The 18493-nt window shown below is 60.0% G+C and carries 16 protein-coding genes; 10 read left to right on the forward strand and 6 right to left on the reverse strand.

What is annotated here, in order from left to right:
• Nucleotides 1-105 precede the first annotated feature (105 nt).
• From EAY64_RS07520 to EAY64_RS07535, 4 genes are all read left to right on the forward strand, one after another.
• Complete coding sequence (locus tag EAY64_RS07520; protein ID WP_158604635.1) at nt 106-1509, forward strand: sensor histidine kinase; 1404 nt, start codon at nt 106-108, stop codon at nt 1507-1509.
• 26 nt (nt 1510-1535) lie between these two features.
• Nucleotides 1536-2051 carry a hypothetical protein gene (locus EAY64_RS07525; RefSeq protein ID WP_147456195.1) on the forward strand — a complete coding sequence of 172 codons (516 nt, stop codon included), beginning with the start codon at nt 1536-1538 and terminating at the stop codon, nt 2049-2051.
• Nucleotides 2048-3394 carry a sigma 54-interacting transcriptional regulator gene (locus EAY64_RS07530; protein WP_103524166.1) on the forward strand — a complete coding sequence of 449 codons (1347 nt, stop codon included), beginning with the start codon at nt 2048-2050 and terminating at the stop codon, nt 3392-3394. The genes EAY64_RS07525 and EAY64_RS07530 overlap by 4 nt, the downstream gene beginning before the upstream one ends.
• A 237-nt stretch (nt 3395-3631) precedes the next feature.
• Nucleotides 3632-3964: a BON domain-containing protein gene (locus EAY64_RS07535; RefSeq protein WP_147456196.1), complete on the forward strand. Its 333-nt coding sequence runs from the start codon at nt 3632-3634 to the stop codon at nt 3962-3964.
• 68 nt (nt 3965-4032) lie between these two features.
• Here EAY64_RS07535 and EAY64_RS07540 read toward each other — a convergent pair whose 3' ends face one another.
• Nucleotides 4033-4386 carry a DsrE/DsrF/TusD sulfur relay family protein gene (locus EAY64_RS07540; protein ID WP_103524168.1) on the reverse strand — a complete coding sequence of 118 codons (354 nt, stop codon included), beginning with the start codon at nt 4384-4386 and terminating at the stop codon, nt 4033-4035.
• Between the two features lie 289 nt (nt 4387-4675).
• On the opposite strand from EAY64_RS07540, the gene putA reads away from it, so the two are divergent.
• From putA to EAY64_RS07560, 4 genes are all read left to right on the forward strand, one after another.
• Nucleotides 4676-8272, forward strand: a complete 3597-nt coding sequence (gene putA, locus EAY64_RS07545; protein WP_103524169.1) for a trifunctional transcriptional regulator/proline dehydrogenase/L-glutamate gamma-semialdehyde dehydrogenase — start codon at nt 4676-4678, stop codon at nt 8270-8272.
• A gap of 203 nt (nt 8273-8475) precedes the next feature.
• Nucleotides 8476-9705 carry a branched-chain amino acid ABC transporter substrate-binding protein gene (locus EAY64_RS07550; RefSeq protein ID WP_103524170.1) on the forward strand — a complete coding sequence of 410 codons (1230 nt, stop codon included), beginning with the start codon at nt 8476-8478 and terminating at the stop codon, nt 9703-9705.
• 137 nt (nt 9706-9842) lie between these two features.
• On the forward strand, nt 9843-10586 hold the full coding sequence (locus EAY64_RS07555; protein WP_103524171.1) for a metallophosphoesterase: 744 nt from the start codon (nt 9843-9845) through the stop codon (nt 10584-10586).
• A 252-nt stretch (nt 10587-10838) separates the two neighbouring features.
• Entirely contained in the window at nt 10839-11195 is a 357-nt protein-coding gene (locus tag EAY64_RS07560) for a cysteine-rich CWC family protein (protein ID WP_103524172.1), read from the forward strand.
• 8 nt (nt 11196-11203) lie between these two features.
• Here the strand turns inward: EAY64_RS07560 and EAY64_RS07565 are convergent, their stop codons facing one another.
• The gene (locus EAY64_RS07565; protein ID WP_103524173.1) at nt 11204-12337 is read right to left on the reverse strand and encodes a M14 family metallopeptidase; all 1134 of its coding nucleotides are present in this window, start codon (nt 12335-12337) and stop codon (nt 11204-11206) included.
• 409 nt (nt 12338-12746) lie between these two features.
• On the opposite strand from EAY64_RS07565, the gene EAY64_RS07570 reads away from it, so the two are divergent.
• Nucleotides 12747-13568, forward strand: coding sequence for a response regulator (locus tag EAY64_RS07570; RefSeq protein ID WP_158604636.1), 822 nt, complete (start codon nt 12747-12749; stop codon nt 13566-13568).
• Between the two features lie 94 nt (nt 13569-13662).
• On the opposite strand, the gene EAY64_RS07575 is transcribed toward EAY64_RS07570, so the two are convergent.
• Nucleotides 13663-14598 carry a p-hydroxyphenylacetate 3-hydroxylase reductase component gene (locus EAY64_RS07575; protein ID WP_103524175.1) on the reverse strand — a complete coding sequence of 312 codons (936 nt, stop codon included), beginning with the start codon at nt 14596-14598 and terminating at the stop codon, nt 13663-13665.
• 31 nt (nt 14599-14629) lie between these two features.
• The gene (locus EAY64_RS07580; RefSeq protein WP_103524176.1) at nt 14630-15799 is read right to left on the reverse strand and encodes a p-hydroxyphenylacetate 3-hydroxylase oxygenase component; all 1170 of its coding nucleotides are present in this window, start codon (nt 15797-15799) and stop codon (nt 14630-14632) included.
• A 143-nt stretch (nt 15800-15942) separates the two neighbouring features.
• Between EAY64_RS07580 and EAY64_RS20265 the strand changes: the two genes are divergently transcribed.
• Nucleotides 15943-16131, forward strand: a complete 189-nt coding sequence (locus tag EAY64_RS20265; protein WP_147456197.1) for a hypothetical protein — start codon at nt 15943-15945, stop codon at nt 16129-16131.
• Here EAY64_RS20265 and hpaX read toward each other — a convergent pair.
• Both hpaX and hpaI read right to left on the reverse strand, forming a co-directional pair.
• Nucleotides 16128-17465 (reverse strand): 4-hydroxyphenylacetate permease, encoded by a 1338-nt coding sequence (gene hpaX, locus EAY64_RS07585; RefSeq protein ID WP_103524177.1) that lies wholly within the window; start codon nt 17463-17465, stop codon nt 16128-16130. The two genes, EAY64_RS20265 and hpaX, sit on opposite strands and share 4 nt — an antisense overlap.
• 142 nt (nt 17466-17607) lie before the next feature.
• Entirely contained in the window at nt 17608-18408 is an 801-nt protein-coding gene (gene hpaI, locus EAY64_RS07590) for a 4-hydroxy-2-oxoheptanedioate aldolase (RefSeq protein ID WP_103524178.1), read from the reverse strand.
• Nucleotides 18409-18493: the final 85 nt, after the last annotated feature.

Consider the following 18493-nt stretch of genomic DNA (forward strand, 5'->3'; position numbering starts at 1 on the left):
CGAGCTGGGCTTTTTGCATTGGCCCACGTAAGCCGCCCCCGTGCAGATTTGTTGTGCTGCCAACTCTGGCAGACAATAGCTCATCCTGTTGCACGCATGAGAGCCATGATGCTATTGCGCCATTTGTCCTTTAAGACCTTGCTGGTTGCCAGCTTGTTTGTCGTTACCCTGATTCCGTCCTTGGCCCTGGTACAAACCTGGTGGCATTTGCAGCAATTGGCTGAACTGGTGGAGCAAAGCCAGAAACAGGCTGAAGGATTGGCGGCGTTGCAACGCAGCTATGCCGAGCAGAGCGATTTGTTTGAGCGTTCGACCCGTCAGTGGAATGTCCTGCACGAGGAGACTTTTTCCCGCACCGGGATGCAGGCTGTCCTGAGTTTGCAGCAGCTGGCCGGGCGTTTGCAGCAACTTGATGAGGCCCACTTACAGCAGTTGGGGAGCCATCTGGCGGCATGGTGCGGGAAATCACGTGACCTGTTGCTGGGGGCCGGCGGCCAGGAGGAGCCTTGGTCTCGCCAGTACGAGGAGCTATCCCGACTTGGCAATGCGCTGGATGTGCAGGTGAAACGGGTAAGTGCCGAGCGTCGCCTGCAGTGGGATAGCAGTTTGCGGGAGAAGCGGCAGCAAGCAGACCGGGTGGCGATACTATCCTTATGTCTGGCAGTAGTGCTGGGGTTATTGCTGGCATGGCTATTGGTACGGCCCTTGCAGCAGTTGCGCGACAAGATTGGTCGACTGGCGCTGGGGCAGCGTGGTCAGCACTGGGATATGTCTGCTCCGGCGGATATCTTGCAACTGGCAGCCGCCTTGCGCGAGCTGGATGGGCGTCTGGCACGGCTGGAGCAGGACAAGGCCAGTTTTTTCCGGCATGTCTCACACGAACTGAAGACTCCGCTGGCTGCGATCCAGGAGGCTTCTTCGCTATTGCATGATCAGATTCCCGGTCCCTTATTGCCCTCTCAGCAAGAAATCATCGGCATTACGCTGTCGAATACCCGCTTATTACGTCAGCGTGTAGATGCCTTGCTGCAGCATGATGCGGCCAACTGGCTGGGACGTCCGCTAACCATGGCGGCCCATGATGTGCGCGATCTGGTTCAGCATGCGGCAGCGGCCATGCAGCCTTTATTGCAACAAAAGAAATTGCAGTTAAAGCTGCCAGAGCAGGCTGTGGTACTGATGGTTGATCAGGAAAAATTCCGAACCATTATTGATAATCTGCTTTCTAACGCCATACGATTTTCGCCTGAAAATGGCGTTATTTCTGTTGAGGCAGGTAGAAGTGCGGATCACTCATGGCTGGTTGTTGCCGATCAGGGGCGTGGAATTTCCGAGCAAGAGGGTAGCCTGATATTCCAGCCTTTCTATACCGGGCAAGTACCTGCCGGTGAATTGCCGGGAAGCGGTATCGGGCTGACCATGGTTAAAACCTTTGCCCAACTGATGGGCGGTGATGTTGAAAGCCTGCCTGCTGCGCAGGGCGCACGGCTACGCGTATGGTGGCCATAATAACGATTGCAGGGCAGGAAAGCGGAATGATGAAAAGATTGATGGGTGTCATGTTGCTGCTATCCGTGCTGGCGGGCTGTAGTAGTCTGGGCCGACCCGGCAGGGAAGTAGCCAGTGCGCCGGTGGGGCGAGCAGCTGGCAGGGTCTGCCATGATGCAGAGGCCGTACTGGCCGGTGTCCGGCGAGGAAGGGAGCTGGCCTTGCCTGGCAAGGATGGCTGTGCAGGTGAGCGCCTGCGCTATGTGGCGGTACAGCTGCTGAATAGCGATGGCCGGCCTGATATGGCGCGACTGCAGCAACAGCTGGATCTGGCGACGGTGCAACTGCGTCAGGAGCAGTCTGATGGCTTGACCGGCCTTGCCGCATTATTGGCAGCCCAGATGAGCGAACGGCGGCGCCATGAGGAGGCCGCTGCACGCGCCAATGCACAATGGCTGGAGCAGCAGCGTCGTGCCGATGAGCTGGCAGCCAAGCTGGATGCCTTGCGTCTGATCGAACAGTCCATGGCCGACAAGGCCCAGAAAAAGAAGATACAACCATGAGACGAACCGGGCGGGTATTGCTGGTTGATGATGATGCCGACTTGCTGCGGCTGCTGAGTTTGCGGCTGGAAGCCGCTGGTTATCTGGTGGACAAGGCGGCCTCGGCCGAGGCGGCCTTGAGTGCGCTGGCCGTGCGGCGGGCCGATGTGCTGCTGACAGACTGGCGTTTGCCGGGTATGGATGGCATGGCCTTGTTTGAGCTGGTGAAGAAGAGTTATCCGGCACTGCCGGTGATCATGCTGACCGCGCATGGCACGATTCCTGATGCGGTGGAGGCCGTGAGCCGCGGTGTCTTTGGCTATCTGGTCAAACCGTTTGACAGCACTGCCTTGCTGAGCAAGGTGGAGCAGGCCTTGTCGCTGTCTTCGCCAGCGGTGTCCCAGGCCGGGCAGGAATACTGGCGTGCGGAAGTGGTGAGCTGCAGCCCACTGATGGAAGAGTTGCTGGCGGAGGCGCGGCTGATTGCCGCTACCGATGCCAGCGTGCTGATCCGTGGCGAGAGCGGAAGTGGCAAGGAGATTCTGGCGCGAGCCCTGCATCGTGCCAGCCCGCGAGCGGCCGGGCCCTTCGTGGCAGTCAACTGCGGAGCGATTCCGGACAATTTGCTGGAAAGCGAATTGTTCGGTCATGAAAAGGGGGCGTTTACCGGCGCGGCGACACGACATGAAGGTTTGATTGCGCAGGCCGAGGGCGGCACCTTGTTCCTGGATGAAATTGGCGACATGCCATTGGCCCTGCAGGTAAAGCTGCTGCGCGTGTTGCAGGAGCGGGAGCTGCGCCCGGTGGGTGCCAGTAAATCGCGAGCGGTCGATGTACGAGTGATTTCGGCGACTCATCGTGATCTCGAGGCGCTGATCAGTGATGGCCTGTTTCGCGAGGATCTGTTTTACCGGCTGAATGTGGTGGCCTTGAATCTGCCGCCGCTAAGCGAGCGGCGGGAAGATATCCCCTTGCTGGCGCAGCATTTCCTGACACAGCTGGCCGAGCGCTATGGCAAGGAGGTGGCCGGTTTTGCCCCGGATGCGATGGAGTATCTGTGCAGCTTGCGCTGGTCGGGCAATGTGCGGCAGCTGGCCAATGCGGTTGAGCAATGCTGTGTGTTGAACACCTCTGGCCTGATTCCGCTGACTGCGGTGCAGAAAGCGGTTTCCGACGGCATGGCCAGCATTGCCACGCTGGCGGAGGCGAGGCGGCAGTTTGAACGCGACTATCTGGAAAAGCTGCTGCGGGTTAGCGCTGGCAATGTCAGCGTGGCGGCACGGATTGCTGATCGTAATCGCACCGAGTTTTATCGCCTGCTACAAAAGCATGATCTGGTGGCTGCTGCCTTCAAGGACTTCTGAACCAGCAGTATCTCATCCAACCCCTGTCGCCAAGCAGCGACAGGGGTTTTTTCATAAGAATCAGCCACTTGGTGAAATTGAGCCGTCAGCTTGTCGCCGTCTGGCGACAGATTGGCGTGATCTGCTGTGCATTTGTGCCGGATTTTTATTTCAACCGTTTGATTTCTAATGATTTTCTTGTGCTGGCATGATGCTTGCAATGCTCAGTGACAAACAGACCTGTCGGGAGTCATGGCAATGAAAGTAAATCATCTTGGATTAATGCTGTTGGTGCTGTTGCCAATCAACCCGGTGCGGGCCATGGGCATGCTGTCCATTGATCCGGTGGCGGAACATGTGGCGGTGTCGAATATTTCGGCTGATGAAAAAATTGCCTGGGAATTGAATGAAGTGTTGAAGCCGCTGGCCGATGGCTCGGGCTCGGTGGTACGACCGCAGGTCAAGGCGGGGATGGTGAAATTGCTAGGCTCCAGCCCCAGCCGGGATACCGTGCGTCATTTGCTGGAAGTGGCCGCCAATGTACCTGGTGTGCGGGAGGTCCGCTCGGAAATACTGATACGTCCTATCTGAATCCTTGTTGCGTGAAGTGAACTGCCCTTTGGCCTGCCTTCCCCCCGAGAGGCAGGCCTCTTTTTTATTCAGAAGCTGAGCACCTTGTCGGCGGCCAGTGTCCATTCAGCCAACTCAGGCATGGTGCCGATCTGCACCCCGGGCAGCAAGCGCTCTGCCTGCAGGCCACGTGCATCGGCACAGCTACGGCAGATGTGTACCTCGGCGCCCAGCGCCATGGCCTCGCTCAACATTTCTCCCAGGTTGGGTGGCGTGGCCACTGTCTGCTGGCTCATGGCAGTGCTGACGGCATCGGACAACAAAAATAGCCGGACACGGGCTGCGTCGGGATGGCTGAGCAAGGCAAGAGTCAGCCGCAAGGCGCTGAGCAGGCGCTCACTACCATAAGGGCTGGCATTGACGGTCAATAAAATAGTTTGCATAGGGCTTCCTGTGATCGACTAAAACACTTGCAGGGGCGGGTGGCTGTGGTGCTGGGCCATTTTCTGACAGGCATGGGGAGCTGACGTTGTGGTCATGCAACAAAGCGGCATGCGCGGTCTGCTGTCGATAATAGGACAAGCAGCTTGATTTTCCTTGATCTGCGGCCAGTCACTAGTCGTGTCGCTACAAGAATATTTTATATTGTCGAACAAAGAAAAATGCAATTGTATACAATAGGCAAATCTTAACCGGTACAAACCGGGCTGCGAACAAAATCGGGAGTTTTCCATGCAATTCGAGGTGTTTGCCCTAAACCAGAGCGCTTTGCGCGATGCCATTACATCCGCATATCGCCGTGACGAACAGGAATGTGTGCAAGCCTTGCTGCCGCAAGCTGCCTTGCAGCCGGCACAGGTCACTGCCACCCAGGAGCTGGCGCGTCGTCTGGTCAGCCAGGTGCGTCATGAGCGTACGCGCTCCAGCGGGGTAGATGCCCTGATGCATGAGTTCTCGCTGGACAGTGCCGAGGGCATTGCCCTGATGTGTCTGGCCGAAGCACTGCTGCGTATTCCGGACAAGGAAACCGCCGACAAGCTGATCCGCGACAAGATCTCCCGTGGCGACTGGAAAGCCCACCTGGGCAACAGCTCTTCCTTGTTCGTCAATGCCGCAGCCTGGGGCTTGGTGGTGACCGGCAAGCTGGTTTCCTCGCATAGCGAACAAGGCTTGTCTGCTGCCATGACCCGCCTGATCGCCAAGGGTGGCGAGCCGCTGATCCGCAAGGGTGTGGACATGTCCATGCGCATGCTGGGCAAGCAGTTCGTTACCGGTGAAACCATCGAACAGGCACTGGAAAACGGCCGTGAGCGTGAAGCACGCGGCTATCGCTTCTCCTACGACATGCTGGGTGAAGCCGCCATGACCGAGGACGATGCCCAGCGTTACATGAAGGACTACGTGATGGCGATTCACGCCATCGGTAAAGAGTCTGCCGGCCGTGGCATTTACGATGGCCCCGGCATTTCGGTGAAGCTGTCGGCCATTCATCCGCGTTACAGCCGTGCCAAGCGCGAACGTGTGATGACCGAGCTGTATGCCCGCCTGAAGGAACTGCTGATTCTGGCCAAGCAATACAATATCGGCCTGAATATCGATGCCGAAGAAGCCGACCGCATGGAGCTGTCGCTGGACCTGCTGGAACAGCTGGCCTTCGACAAGGACCTGGCTGGCTGGAATGGTATCGGCCTGGTGGTGCAGGCTTACCAGAAGCGTTGCCCCTTCATTATCGATTATCTGGTGGATCTGGCACGCCGTTCCGGTCACCGCTTCATGGTGCGTCTGGTCAAGGGCGCCTATTGGGATGCCGAGATCAAACGTGCCCAGGTAGATGGCCTGCCGGGCTATCCGGTGTATACCCGCAAGGTGTATACCGACATTTCCTATCTGGCATGTGCCAAACGCCTGTTGGCGGCGCAGGATGCCATCTACCCGCAGTTTGCCACCCACAACGCCTACAGCCTGTCGGCCATTTATCAGCTGGGTCAGGGTCTGGATTACGAATTCCAGTGCCTGCACGGCATGGGTGAAACCCTGTACGACCAGGTTGTGGGCAAGGACAATCTGGGCAAGGCCTGCCGCATTTACGCGCCGGTGGGTTCGCACGAAACCCTGCTGGCCTATCTGGTACGCCGCCTGCTGGAGAACGGTGCCAACAGTTCTTTCGTTAACCGCATCGTCGACGAGAATGTCTCCATCGACGAACTGGTGACCGACCAGGTGGCCGAAGCGGCCAGCCATGCCGGTCAACCGCATCACAAGATTGCCTTGCCGGTTTCCCTGTATGGCAGTGAACGCCAGAATTCCAAGGGCCTGGACCTGTCCAGCGAACACGTGCTGGCTGCGCTGCAAATGGGCCTGCAAGCCTCCGAGCAACAGCAATGGACAGCCTTCCCGCTGCTGGGTGATGCTGATGTCAGCACAGGCGACAGCCAGCCGGTACGTAACCCGGCTGATCATGCCGATATCGTCGGCCAGGTGATTGAAGCCACGCCAGAGCATGTGGAACGCGCCTTGCAACTGGCCGAAGCTGCCGCCGCCCGCTGGGCGAATACCCCGGTTGCCGACCGTGCAGCCTGCCTGAACCGCATGGCCGAGCTGATGGAAGACCACATGCCGGCACTGATGGGCCTGGCGGTGCGTGAAGCCGGCAAGACCCTGAGCAATGCCATTGCCGAAGTGCGCGAAGCGGTGGACTTCTGCCGCTACTATGCCGCGCAGATCGTTGCCAATTTCGACAATGCCACCCACCAGCCACTGGGTCCGGTGGTGTGCATCAGCCCGTGGAACTTCCCGCTGGCCATCTTTATTGGCGAAGTGACCGCCTCGCTGGCCGCCGGTAACCCGGTGCTGGCCAAGCCGGCCGAGCAGACCAACCTGATTGCCGCCTATGCCGTGCGTCTGCTGCACGAAGCCGGCGTGCCGCGCGATGTGCTGCAACTGCTGCCGGGCCGTGGCGAGATTGTCGGTGCTGCGCTGACCAGCGATCCGCGCATCCAGGGCGTTATTTTCACTGGCTCCACCGAAGTGGCGCAAATCATCAACCGTACCCTGGCCAAGCGTGGCGAGGACGTGGTGCTGGTAGCCGAAACCGGTGGCCAGAACGCCATGATCGTCGACAGTTCGGCGCTGCCGGAACAAGTAGTGACCGATGTGCTGAGCTCAGCTTTCGACTCGGCTGGTCAGCGCTGCTCCGCACTGCGCGTGCTGTATCTGCAAAGCGATATCGCCGACAAGGTGATTGCCATGATCAAGGGCGCCATGGCCGAACTGACCGTGGGCAACCCGGCTCAGCTGAATACCGATGTTGGCCCGGTGATCGATGCCGAAGCCCAGGCCGGCCTGCTGGCCCACATCGACAAGATGAAGTCGCGTGCACGCTGGACTTATCAGACCCCGCTGACCGAGGCTTGTCAGCACGGTACTTTCGTGGCGCCTACCCTGTTTGAAATCGACAACCTGTCCGATCTCACCCGCGAAGTGTTCGGCCCGGTGCTGCATGTGCTGCGTTTCGAAGCCAATGAGCTGGACAAGGTGGTGGCCGAAATCAACAGTACCGGCTATGGCCTGACTCACGGCATTCACAGCCGCATCGACGAAACCATCAACGACATCGTCAGCAAGATCAAGGTGGGCAATGTCTACGTCAACCGCAATATCGTCGGTGCCGTCGTGGGTGTGCAGCCGTTTGGTGGTGAAGGCAAGTCCGGTACCGGCCCCAAGGCCGGCGGCCCCTTCTACCTGTATCGCCTGACCCGTGCCCGCTGGCAGCCCAAGCTGGCCTTGCAGCCGGTGACAGCCGACCTGTCCGGCCTGGACAAGCTGGCCGGCGTAGCCACCAGCCTGGGGGTGAATGGCCTGGATGCGCGTATCGCGGCCGCCCGCCGTGCCTCGCCGCTGAGCCATCAGGTGTGCCTGCCCGGCCCGACCGGGGAAAAGAACACGCTTTGCTTTGCTGCTCGCGGCAAGGTAGGGTGCGTGGCCAGCAGCAGTGCGACGCTGGCCGAGCAACTGGTGGCTGTCATGGCCACCGGCAATCTGGCAGTGCTGGCGGATTCGCCGGCCAATCGCCAACTGGCCAGCGCGCTGGCCGGTCACGTCGAGCTCACGCAAGACGTGCTGGCTGCCGAACTGGATGCCGTGCTGTACGAGGGTGAAGCCGCCGCCAAGGCGCGCCAGCAACTGGCGCAACGTGATGGCGCGCTGATTCCCCTGCTGTTGGCCGGCGAAGAGGGCTACAACCTGCATCGACTGGTGGTGGAGCGCGCTGTCAGCGTCAACACCACGGCGGCAGGGGGTAATGCCAGCCTGATGAGTATCGGTGACTGATGTTTCACCCTCCCGCGACTACCCTGCTGTTTGGCGAGATTGGTCACAAAGCGGGAGGGATGATGACAATCTGTCAAACGCCACTTGTCATGTGCTGTCGGCATTGGAATAATGCCGCCAGCGTTTCAACTTACAACAAGCTCGCTGCATGAGATCTGTCCGCCACAAGCGGACAGGAGAGACCGAAAGATAGAGGATTCAAGATGCAATTCACCAAGCTGACTACCGTTACCATCGCTGTCGCTGCCGCTCTGGCACTGTCTGCATGTGGCAAAAAAGATGACGCAGCCGCTCCGGCTGATGCTGCTTCCGCTCCGGCTGCTGCCGCTGCCGGCGATAGCGTCAAGATCGGTTTCGCCGCTCCGCTGACCGGCCCGCAAGCTCACTACGGTGAGGAATACAAGAACGGCGTGACCTTGGCCATCGAAGATGCCAACGCCGAGAAGCCGACCATCGGTGGCAAGCCGGTGACGTTCGAACTGAATGCCCAGGATGACCAGGCCGACCCGAAAACCGCCACCCAACTGGCGCAGAAGCTGGTGGATGACAAGGTTTCCGGCATCATCGGTCACTTCAACTCCGGTTGCGCCATCCCGGCCTCCAAGATCTACTCCGACGCCGGTATCCCGATGATCGCCATGGCGACCTCGCCGGTGTTCACCGCACAAGGCTTCAAGAACACCTTCCGCTCAATGACCTCCGACACCCAGCAGGGTAGCGTGATGGGTAAATTCGTGGTGGATACCCTGAAGGCCAAGAAAATCGTCATCGTTGACGACCGTACCGCTTACGGCCAAGGCCTGGCTGACGAATTCGAAAAAGCCGTCAAGGCTTCCGGTGGCGATGTAGCCAAGCGCGAATTCACCAATGACAAGGCAACCGACTTCGCTGCCATCCTGACCTCCATCAAGGGCGTGAACCCGGATGTGGTGTTCTACGGTGGTGCTGATGCCCAGTCCGCCCCGATGGCCAAGCAGATGAAGCGTCTGGGCCTGAAGGCTCCGCTGATCTCCGGCGAAATGACCAAGACCCCGAACTTCCTGCAACTGGCAGGTAAGGACGCCGAAGGCAGCATCGCTTCGCTGGCTGGCCTGCCGCTGGAACAAATGCCCAAGGGCAAGGAATACGCCGACAAGTACAAGGCTCGCTTCAAGACCGACGTAGCCACCTACTCGCCGTACGGCTATGACGCTACCCGCGCCCTGATCCAGGCCATGAAGGATGCCAACTCCACCGATCCCAAGGCTTATCTGCCGGTGCTGGCCAAGATCAAGTACTCCGGTGTGACTTCGGCCAACTGGACTTACGATGACAAGGGCGACCTGAAAGACGGCGGCATCACCGTCTACAAGGTTGAAGGCGGTCAGTGGAAGGTTATGCAAACCATCGGTGGCGGCGCAGCTGCACCGGCAGCGGCTTCCGCAGCCCAGTAATTCGCGGTATATCCCTGCATGCCAACGGCGCCAATACGGCGCCGTTTTTTATTGCCTGTGGCAAGACTCCTTCCCGCAACCGCTGGCGGGCCGGGCATAATGGATGCCGTATAGCCATCAGATCGGTGTGATTTCGCATGAGTGAGTTGTTTGTCAGCCTGCCGGCCAATCAGCTGGGACGGGACTTTGTCGTGGGCGATGTCCACGGTTGTTTTACCGAATTGCACGCCTTGCTGGAGCAGGTGGTGTTTGACGGCAGCCGTGACCGCCTGTTTTCGGTGGGAGACCTGGTGGACCGTGGCCCGGAGTCGCGCCAGGTGCTGGAGTGGCTGGCCAAACCGTGGTTCCATGCCGTGCGTGGCAATCACGAGCAGATGGCGCTGGATTTTGATCTGGCTGATACCGATGCCTGCGAGCGCTATCTGCATAATGGTGGTGGCTGGTTTATCTGCCTGGATGAGCTGGACAAGCAGGCTTACCGTGCAGCTTTCAGCCGTCTGCCACTGGCCATGGAACTGCCCAGTCCACACGGGCTGATCGGCTTGCTGCATGCTGATTGTCCACAGGACGACTGGAATGCGCTGCGCGAGCAGTTGTCGCTGACCCAGCCTTGGGGCGAGGAGGGTGGCCGGCTATTGCGGCAGATCATCTGGTGCCGTCTGCGCGCACGCGGTACGCCACGGCAGCCGGTGCGCGGGCTATTCATGCTGTGTGTCGGCCATACCCCGCAGCGGGAAGTCCGCAGCATCGACAATGTGCGCTACCTGGATACCGGTGGTGTGTATGGCCGTAGCCTGAGCATGCTGCAGCTGGATACGCTGCAGATACACAGCATCGGAGTGACGGACAAGGGCTATTCCAGTACCGAGCTAGATGGTTGAGTGCAGATTGTCTGCTTTAAATCACCATGTCATGCTTTGCCATTGATATCATGTCGTCTGTATTTCGGGTGCCTGGTCCCGCGTGACGGGTTAGCGCTGTTCCCCTTGTTCAGATTGTGTCTTCATGCATTTCTCTTCTGGCGTTTCCGACCATGCCATGCCGGCCCTTGCCTGCCGCAAGGCTGCACTTGTCCTCCTTGCCCTGTGCTGGCCAACCAGCCTGCGGCCTGAGCCTGGCTGCGGGGTGCTGGCATGAGCAACATTATTCCTTCTCCTTGCCAGCAGCGCTGCCAGCTGGATGATGCTGGCGAGAGTTGCCTGAGCTGCCGCCGTACCCTCAAGGAAATTGCCGGCTGGCCCGGCTTCAGTGATTTCGAGAAAAAAGCCGTGTGGAATCGCCTGCTGGCCTTGCCGCCCTTGGGGCAGTGCAAGCAGTGCCCGGCGTGTGGCGACAGCTTTACCTGTCGTGCCGGCGCGGCGGCAGACGAGTGCTGGTGTGCCAGATTGCCACACATCATGTCCGTGCCAGCCGGGGGGGGCGACTGCCTGTGCCCGGCCTGCCTGCTGCAGGCCATCGCCAGCCAGCCGCCCGCAGATGCGCAAGGCTAGCTGACGCTTCAGGCTGACAGCAGCTTGCCTGACTTGAAGGCCTGTGCGGTGGCCACCTTGGCCACCGTCATGCCGGCGGTGGCATAGGGGTGCAGTTCATGGGCGTACAGCATGCCGCCATGCGCCGAGCTGAGCACGCTTACCTTGTCCTGCAAGGGGTCGATGATTTCTGCCACCGGCTGTCCGGCCGCCACCACATTACCTGGGGCGACCAGGAAACTCACCACACCGGGGTGGGGGGCCACCAGGTTTTCCGAGCCAGCCAATGGCGTGGCCGGATAAGGCAGTGCTGGCTGCTGGGGGAGGCTGTCGGCGGTGATCAGGCCGCGAAAACGCAGGAAATCCAGAATGGCTGCGGCATCCTGCTGCGCCAGCTGCGGGCTGACCTGATGCTGACCGCGTAGCTCCACCGTGACCGACAGGCAGGCCATTTCAATCGGCGCATCCAGTCCGTCCTGCTGGCACAGGGCTTGTAGTTCCCACCAGGTCTGGCTGCAGGCTTCATCAAATGGATAATCGCCGGATTCGGTGGCCAGCAGTTGCGCATGCGACTGCAGATAGCGTGCCAGCGGTTCGCACTGCTCCCACAGCGGGGTGCCGGTATACACGTGCAGGGCGGCGTTGCAGTCGCAATGCAGGTCGAGCACGATGTCGGCGTCGGCAGCCAGCTGCATCAGGTTTTTGCGCAGGCTGACCAGCTCGGTCGGCTCGGCCAGTTGTTGCAGATGCTGGCGGATGGCGGCGCGGATCAGACGGGTATTGGCCTTGGCATCGGCATCCAGCTGTCCTTTTACCGCGGCATAGACCGCTGTGGTCAATTGCGGATAGTGACGGTTGAAATTCTGCCCGCTGGCCAGGTCGAAACGACCCATCTGGTAGCCCTGGATCGACTGCGCATGACCAATCGGATTGGCCTGTGGCACCAGGATGATTTCCCCGACAATTTTCCCCTGTTCTTCCAGTGCGCGCAGTGCCAGCTTCAGTTCCCAGGCAGTCAGCATGCCGGGTAGTTCGTCGGCATGCAGCGAGGCCTGGATATAGGCTTTGCCGGCGCTGCTGCCGGGCTGGCCAAAGTGAAAGCTGGATAGCTGACGCTGCGTGCCCAGGCAGCTGGATGTCAGGGGATGTTGGTGGTGAATCATGCTTGCTCCGTGTTTGCCGCAATAATGTGCTGGCCTTGTGGCCATCAGACAGCAATGTAGCGCTTTGTCTCGCGGCTGTCTGCATCGATGGGGGTACGCGCGCCGGCAAGGTGGCGTGACCGCCAGCCGCTGTCGACAGCTGAGGCGGGTTTGCCACACTGTTGGCCAGTGTCGGTACTATTTTTCCGCCACCGGCTGCTACAGCGGCATGATCAGAAACTTCCTATTGTTTGTTAAGAAATAACCCGGATAGTGATGCCGTTCCCCTTTCTAAGCTTAAACAGGCTGCAGTATGGCCGTGTAGCACAAGCGGGCAGGCCGTCACATGATCTGAGCTTGCCGGAGGCGGAAGTGTCTGGATAATCAGAAAACAGGTGTCAGTGTCATGTCAAACAATCAAATGCTTTCGATGAGGCAAAGTCTCGCCAGCAAACCGCTGGCCGGGGTGTCGGAGTCCGGCTCTGCCGGCTATGGCCAGACCGAGCCGCAAAATGTGCCGGAAGGCACGCTATGGGCCGAGGGATTACAGCCACATGTCCTGGTGGCTGAAGATAATCTGGCCAATCTTTTCCTGCTCAACAGCCAGTTACAGCGCCTGGGGTGCAAGGTGGTGGCGGTCAGCAACGGGCAGGATGCGCTGGAACAATGGCGGCAGGGGCAGTTCGACTGCCTGCTGACCGATCTGGGCATGCCACAGCTGGATGGCTTCTGCCTGGTGCAGCAATTGCGCAGTGAGGGTGATCAGCGGCCGGTCATCGGTATTTCTGCCGACCCCACCGAGCAAGACCGCCAGCGCGCCATGGCGGTGGGCTTCAATATCCTGCTGGCCAAGCCGGTGGCGCTGCCTACTCTGCATACCGCCTTGCTGCGTTTCAGCCTGGGCAGCAGCATGCAGCGATTGCCGGTGTATGCCGGCAGCAGTCTGGCCGCCTTGTTTGATGGCGATGCAGTGCTGATGCGCAAGTTTGTGGCCAAGCTGCTGGCCAGCAATGAGCAGGATCTGGCCGAAGCACAGTCCTTGTTTAGCCGCCGCCAACTGGGCGAGCTGGCGCATGTCCTGCACAAGATCAAGGGTGCCGCCCGGCTGATTGACGCCCAGCAAGTGGGGCGTGACTGTGAACAACTGGAGAAAGCGTGCAAGGCGGGTAATGTGGAACAGATCGACATCTTGTTGCAGGACCTGGCCTGCCGCCTGCAGGAACTGGCGCAGCGTCTGCAGCGCATGGTATAGCTGCAGTAAGGAAACAAGGGCAGGGAGCCTGGCTCCCTGCCCTTCTTGCGTTGTGACAGTTGCGTTGTGACAGTTGCGTTCTGACCGCGCTTGCTCAGCGGTGGCGGATGATGGCGCGCAGGATGTTCTTGAGTGCGGCCACCTCCTGTTCGCTGAAGCCTGCCAGCATTTCCCTTTGTTGCTGTTCGGCCAGATCGTGCAGCGCTTCGGCCTGTTGCATGCCTTGTGGCGTTAACTGGTAATGCTGCTGCTGTCGGCTGATCAGCTCCTTGTGTTGCAGCATGTCCATGGCCTGCACCACCTCGCGCTCCGGCATGTTGACTTCGCCATGCAGGGCGGCAGCCTCCAGGCCGTGCTCCAGCACCAGCAACATGCGCGCCTCGCTGATGCGCAGGCCGGTTGCCATCTGGCGCGGCTGGTAGTGATGCTGGTAGGCCCGCACCGCCTGGGTCAGCAGGTAATAGATATTGTCATTCAGCCGCCGTTGCAGCGAATCACAGGCTGGTGGCGGGGAATCTTTTTTCTGCTGCAGGCTGTGGGGGAAGGCCATGGCATAACTGCCCTGGTGATACAGCAGCGGCGCGCGGCCAAAATCATCCAGTGCCACCACCTTGCCGATCACGATCCAGTGATCGCCCCCCTCATGCAGGGCGTGGCGCTCGCAGACAAAGCGCGCCGCACAGTCTTCCAGCAGCGGCACGCCGCCGGCTCCGGTCTGTAAGGCCAGGCCGGCAAACTTGTCCTCGGCCGGACGGGCAAAGCGGTTGGACAGCTCGATCTGGTCTGCTGCCAGGATATTGACGGCAAAATGGCTGGCATCGCGAAACACCGGGTAGCTGCCGGAGCGCTTGTCTATGCTCCACAGGATGAGTGGCGGGTCGAGCGAAACCGAATTGAAGCTGTTGGCGGTAACGCCAACCTGCTGTCCGTCCGGCCCGCAGGCAGTCATCACCGTAACCCCGGTGGCGAAATTACCCAGGGCACGGCGGAACAGGCGCGGGTCATTGGCGCTGGCTTGGGTGTGAGTCATGCTGGTCTCCTTTATTGTTTTCTTGCCGGCCTCAGACCATGCTCGGGTCCGGTTCCAGGCCCATCAGCTCGCGTCCCAGTATCTGGGCGCAGACATCGTAATCGGTGTAGGCATGGGCGCCGGTCATGTGCGAATCGCGGAACAGGCGCTGCAGCTCGTTGCCCTCCATCCAGCTGGTGGCACCGGCAGCACTGAACAGGCGGTCTACTGCTTCGATGCACATCTTCACCGCATAAGCCTGATTGGTGCGCCAGAAGGCCAGCGTTTCGCGACTGGGGTATTCATGCCGACGGCCATGGGCGGCGTGGTCCTGCCAGGTTTTTTCCAGAAAGGCGCGGGCAGCGGCAATCTGGTGGGTGGATTCGGCCAAGCGCATCAGCGCCGGGGTAGCGGTGCCGACATTGACGCCGGTATAGGCCCGCACGCGGTTCTGGGTTTTTTCCTTGAAGGCCTGCAGCATGCGTTCGGCAAGGCCGAGGCTGATGGAGGCAAAGCCACTGGCAAAATAAGGACGATAGGGGGTATGGAAAATAGCGCTGTCCGGGTAGAGGCCGAAGCCGCTGGAGCGGCCTTCCATCATGTCCTTGGCGGCCTCGATGCGGTGATTGGGGATGAAGGCATTGCGGATCACCAGCGTTTTGGAACCGCTGCCCTTCATACCCATGGCGTACCAGTTGTCGCGAATTTCGTAGTCGCTGCGCGGCAGCACGCCAAAGCTGTAAACCAGCTCACCCTCGGCATTCTTGCGGCGCATGCCGACAATGGCCCACTCGGCGTGATCGCAGCCGCTGCTCCAGCCCATCTCGCCGCTCAGATACACCCCGCCTTCGGCTTCTTCGATCTGACTGAAAGGGGCGATGCTGCTGCTGGCGGTGGCATCCGGATTGCTGCCCCATACCTCGTCTTGCAGACGCTGCGAGAACATGGCCAGCTGGTGGCTGTGGGTGCATAGCAGGCTGAATGCCCAGGCGGTACCGCCACAGGCACCGGCCAGCGCGGCAACGCAATCGGCAAATTCCGGCAGGGAAATTTCCAGCCCGCCATATTTTTTCGGCTGGAAGGCGCGGTGCATGCCTATGCTTTTCAGCAGGCGGATATTGTGTTCCGGTACCTGGCGCAGTTGTTCTGCTTCGTTGGCATTGGCGGCGATTTCCGGCAGGATGCGTTGCACTTCTGCCAAGAGGGGGTTGTTGGCGCTCATGATGTTCTCCTGTTGCAGCTGGATATTTAATTAACAAGTTAAGTAGTTACTCCGGCCTGGGATGGCGGGTAGCTGCATGGCTTGTATAAAGGATGATGTTGTTGTTATCGGGACGAGACGAAACTGCATGGCGCAGATTCAGCATGCATTATGTGCTGCGGTTTTTTGCCATGAAATACAAGTTTCAGGTGCTTGCTTGTACTTTTCATGGAATACCGGCGTGGCAATCATTCTGGCGGGGCAGGGGTGCTGACAAAAAAAATCAGCAGGGCCGCGGACGCTACCCTGCTGTCAAAGGAGCTGCTGATGTGCTGGCGGGCGGCCTGCCTTAGCGTGGCGCTGGTTTGACGATGGGGATCAGATAGATGATCAGTGCACCTGCCAACAGGGCGGCGGCACCGAATAACAGCCCGGAGCTAAAGCTGTGGGTAAGGTCTTTCAGCCAGCCGACCACCACCGAGCTGAGCGCCGAGCCGACATTGCCGGTGGCGTTGATGACGGCAATGCCGATGGCCTTGGCCTTGAGTGACAGCACCGCGTCTGGCGTGGTCCAGAAAATGGTCATGGCAGTAAAGGCCCCGGCCGAGGCCATCACAATGCCGGTCAGCCGTAGCAAGGGGTCATCGCTCCAGGCGCACAGCAGCCAGCCCGCCGCAGCAAACAGCATGGGCTGGATGGTGTGCCATTTGCGCTCTTGCTTGCGGTCCGAGCGTGCGCCCCACCACAGCATGGCGAGGATGGTGCCGATTTGCGGTATCGCGGCCAGCAAGCCGATGGTGGCATTGCTGCTGCCGACATTGAAGCTTTTGACGATTTGCGGTACCCAGATATTCACCATGCTCAGGGTGTTCACCAGGCAAAAATAGCCAAGTGCAAATTTGACGATGCTGGGGCTGAGCATTTCGCGCCATACGCTTTGCGGCCGGGCCGGGGGTGGGGTGGCGTCCTGTTCGGCCTGCAGCAGGCCCTGCAGGCAGTCTTTTTCCGCAGTGCTCAACCAGCGAGCATTGGCTGGCTTGTCATCCAGATAAAACCATACGGCAATGCCGAGCAGGCAGGCGGGCAGCCCCTCCACCAGAAACAGCCATTGCCAGCCATGCAGGCCCCACAGCCCGTTCAGCTCCAGCAGATAGCCGGACACGATGGAGCCCGCCGCCGCCGTGACCGGCATGGCAATCATGAACAAGGCATTGGCGCGGGCGCGGTAGCTGCGGGGAAACCAGAAGGTGAGGTAAAGCAGCATGCCGGGCAGGAAGCCGGCCTCGGTCACCCCCACCAGCGCGCGCAGGATATACAGGCTGTGCGCATCGTAGGCAAACAGGGTGGCGGTGGAGGCGATGCCCCAGGCCACCATGATGATGGCGATCCAGCGCCGGGTGCCGAAGCGGCTGAGAATGATGTTGCTGGGAATGCCGCACAGCACATAGGCCACATAGAAGATGGTGGTGGCCAGGCCAAACATGGTGGCGCTCAGCCCCAGGTCCTGGCCCATGGTGAGGCCGGCAAAACCGATATTGATACGGTCCAGAAAGGAAAACACGAACAGGATGAACAGAAACCAGATCAGCCGTTTCGATACCTTGGCGATCACTTGCTGTTCCCGCTGCTGCTGCGTGGCGGTCAGTGGCGGGCTAGCCACTATGGTGCTGCCGGAATGCGTACTCATGCTGTTCTCCTCATGCTATGGCGCTACGCTCTGTGGCGTTTATGCGGTACTAAAATGTGAACTGTCCAAAAATGAAGATATTAACTATGCGGGCCTCTGCTGCCTGCCGGCGGAGCCATGGCGATAGCTCCGCCGGCTGCTGCTAGTACACGCCGCTGCTGCCGACTGCGCTGCTTGTTGACTTGAAGCGGGCAGCCAATGCCTCGCTGCTGCGCGCCAGCACGGTGCTGTCCACGCCAACTGCAACAAACTGTGCGCCCAGCTCGATATAGTGACGGGCCAGTTTTTCGTCGGCCATCAAAATGCCAGCTGCCTTGCCCTGGGTGCGGATGCGGGCGATGGCCTGCTCGATGGCAGCTTGCACCTCGGGATGAGTGGGCTGGCCGAGATAGCCCAAATCCGCCGACAGATCGGCCGGGCCGATGAACACGCCGTCCACCCCCGGCGTGGCGGCGATGGCATCCAGATTGTCCAGACCCTGTCGCGTTTCAATCTGCACCAGCACGCACAGTTCTTGCTCGGCCTGTTTCAGGTAGCCCTCGATACGGTTCCAGCGCGAGGCGCGGGCGATGGCGCTGCCCACCCCACGAATGCCATGCGGCGGATAGCGGGTGGCGGCCACTGCCAGTGCCGCTTCCTCGGCAGTCTGCACCATGGGCAGCAGCAGGGTTTGCGCACCGATATCCAGAATCTGCTTGATGCGCACCGGGTCGTTCCATACCGGCCGTACTACCGGGTGGCTAGGGTAGGGGGCGATGGCCTGTAGTTGACCCAGCATGTCATTCAGTTCATTGGGCGCGTGTTCGCCGTCGATCAGCAGCCAGTCGAAACCGGCGCCGGCCAGCAGCTCGGCGCTGTAGGGGCTGGCCAGGCTCAGCCACAGGCCGATCTGCACTTCGCCGTTTTTCAGCGCCGCCTTGAAGCGGTTGGGTGGGTTCTGCATGGAGTTTTCCTTAAAAAACAAGAGCAGCTAACAAAATAGCGCAGCGCCCCTGATGCAAGGCGCGCCGACGCAGACAGTACAAGGT

Origin of the sequence: Aquitalea palustris (assembly GCF_003693445.1) — a bacterium.
Lineage (GTDB): Bacteria > Pseudomonadota > Gammaproteobacteria > Burkholderiales > Chromobacteriaceae > Aquitalea > Aquitalea palustris.

What these genes read in the sequence shown, in the direction of transcription:
- EAY64_RS07580 (WP_103524176.1), bottom strand. Translation starts at nt 15,799, where the DNA reads ATGAGCGCCAACAACCCCCTCTTGGCAGAAGTGCAACGCATCCTGCCG.
- hpaX (WP_103524177.1), bottom strand. Translation starts at nt 17,465, where the DNA reads ATGAGTACGCATTCCGGCAGCACCATAGTGGCTAGCCCGCCACTGACC.
- EAY64_RS07525 (WP_147456195.1), top strand. Translation starts at nt 1,536, where the DNA reads ATGATGAAAAGATTGATGGGTGTCATGTTGCTGCTATCCGTGCTGGCG.
- EAY64_RS07530 (WP_103524166.1), top strand. Translation starts at nt 2,048, where the DNA reads ATGAGACGAACCGGGCGGGTATTGCTGGTTGATGATGATGCCGACTTG.
- EAY64_RS07570 (WP_158604636.1), top strand. Translation starts at nt 12,747, where the DNA reads ATGAGGCAAAGTCTCGCCAGCAAACCGCTGGCCGGGGTGTCGGAGTCC.
- EAY64_RS07555 (WP_103524171.1), top strand. Translation starts at nt 9,843, where the DNA reads ATGAGTGAGTTGTTTGTCAGCCTGCCGGCCAATCAGCTGGGACGGGAC.
- EAY64_RS07540 (WP_103524168.1), bottom strand. Translation starts at nt 4,386, where the DNA reads ATGCAAACTATTTTATTGACCGTCAATGCCAGCCCTTATGGTAGTGAG.
- EAY64_RS07520 (WP_158604635.1), top strand. Translation starts at nt 106, where the DNA reads ATGATGCTATTGCGCCATTTGTCCTTTAAGACCTTGCTGGTTGCCAGC.
- putA (WP_103524169.1), top strand. Translation starts at nt 4,676, where the DNA reads ATGCAATTCGAGGTGTTTGCCCTAAACCAGAGCGCTTTGCGCGATGCC.
- EAY64_RS07550 (WP_103524170.1), top strand. Translation starts at nt 8,476, where the DNA reads ATGCAATTCACCAAGCTGACTACCGTTACCATCGCTGTCGCTGCCGCT.
- EAY64_RS07575 (WP_103524175.1), bottom strand. Translation starts at nt 14,598, where the DNA reads ATGACTCACACCCAAGCCAGCGCCAATGACCCGCGCCTGTTCCGCCGT.
- hpaI (WP_103524178.1), bottom strand. Translation starts at nt 18,408, where the DNA reads ATGCAGAACCCACCCAACCGCTTCAAGGCGGCGCTGAAAAACGGCGAA.
- EAY64_RS07535 (WP_147456196.1), top strand. Translation starts at nt 3,632, where the DNA reads ATGAAAGTAAATCATCTTGGATTAATGCTGTTGGTGCTGTTGCCAATC.
- EAY64_RS07560 (WP_103524172.1), top strand. Translation starts at nt 10,839, where the DNA reads ATGAGCAACATTATTCCTTCTCCTTGCCAGCAGCGCTGCCAGCTGGAT.
- EAY64_RS20265 (WP_147456197.1), top strand. Translation starts at nt 15,943, where the DNA reads ATGCATTATGTGCTGCGGTTTTTTGCCATGAAATACAAGTTTCAGGTG.
- EAY64_RS07565 (WP_103524173.1), bottom strand. Translation starts at nt 12,337, where the DNA reads ATGATTCACCACCAACATCCCCTGACATCCAGCTGCCTGGGCACGCAG.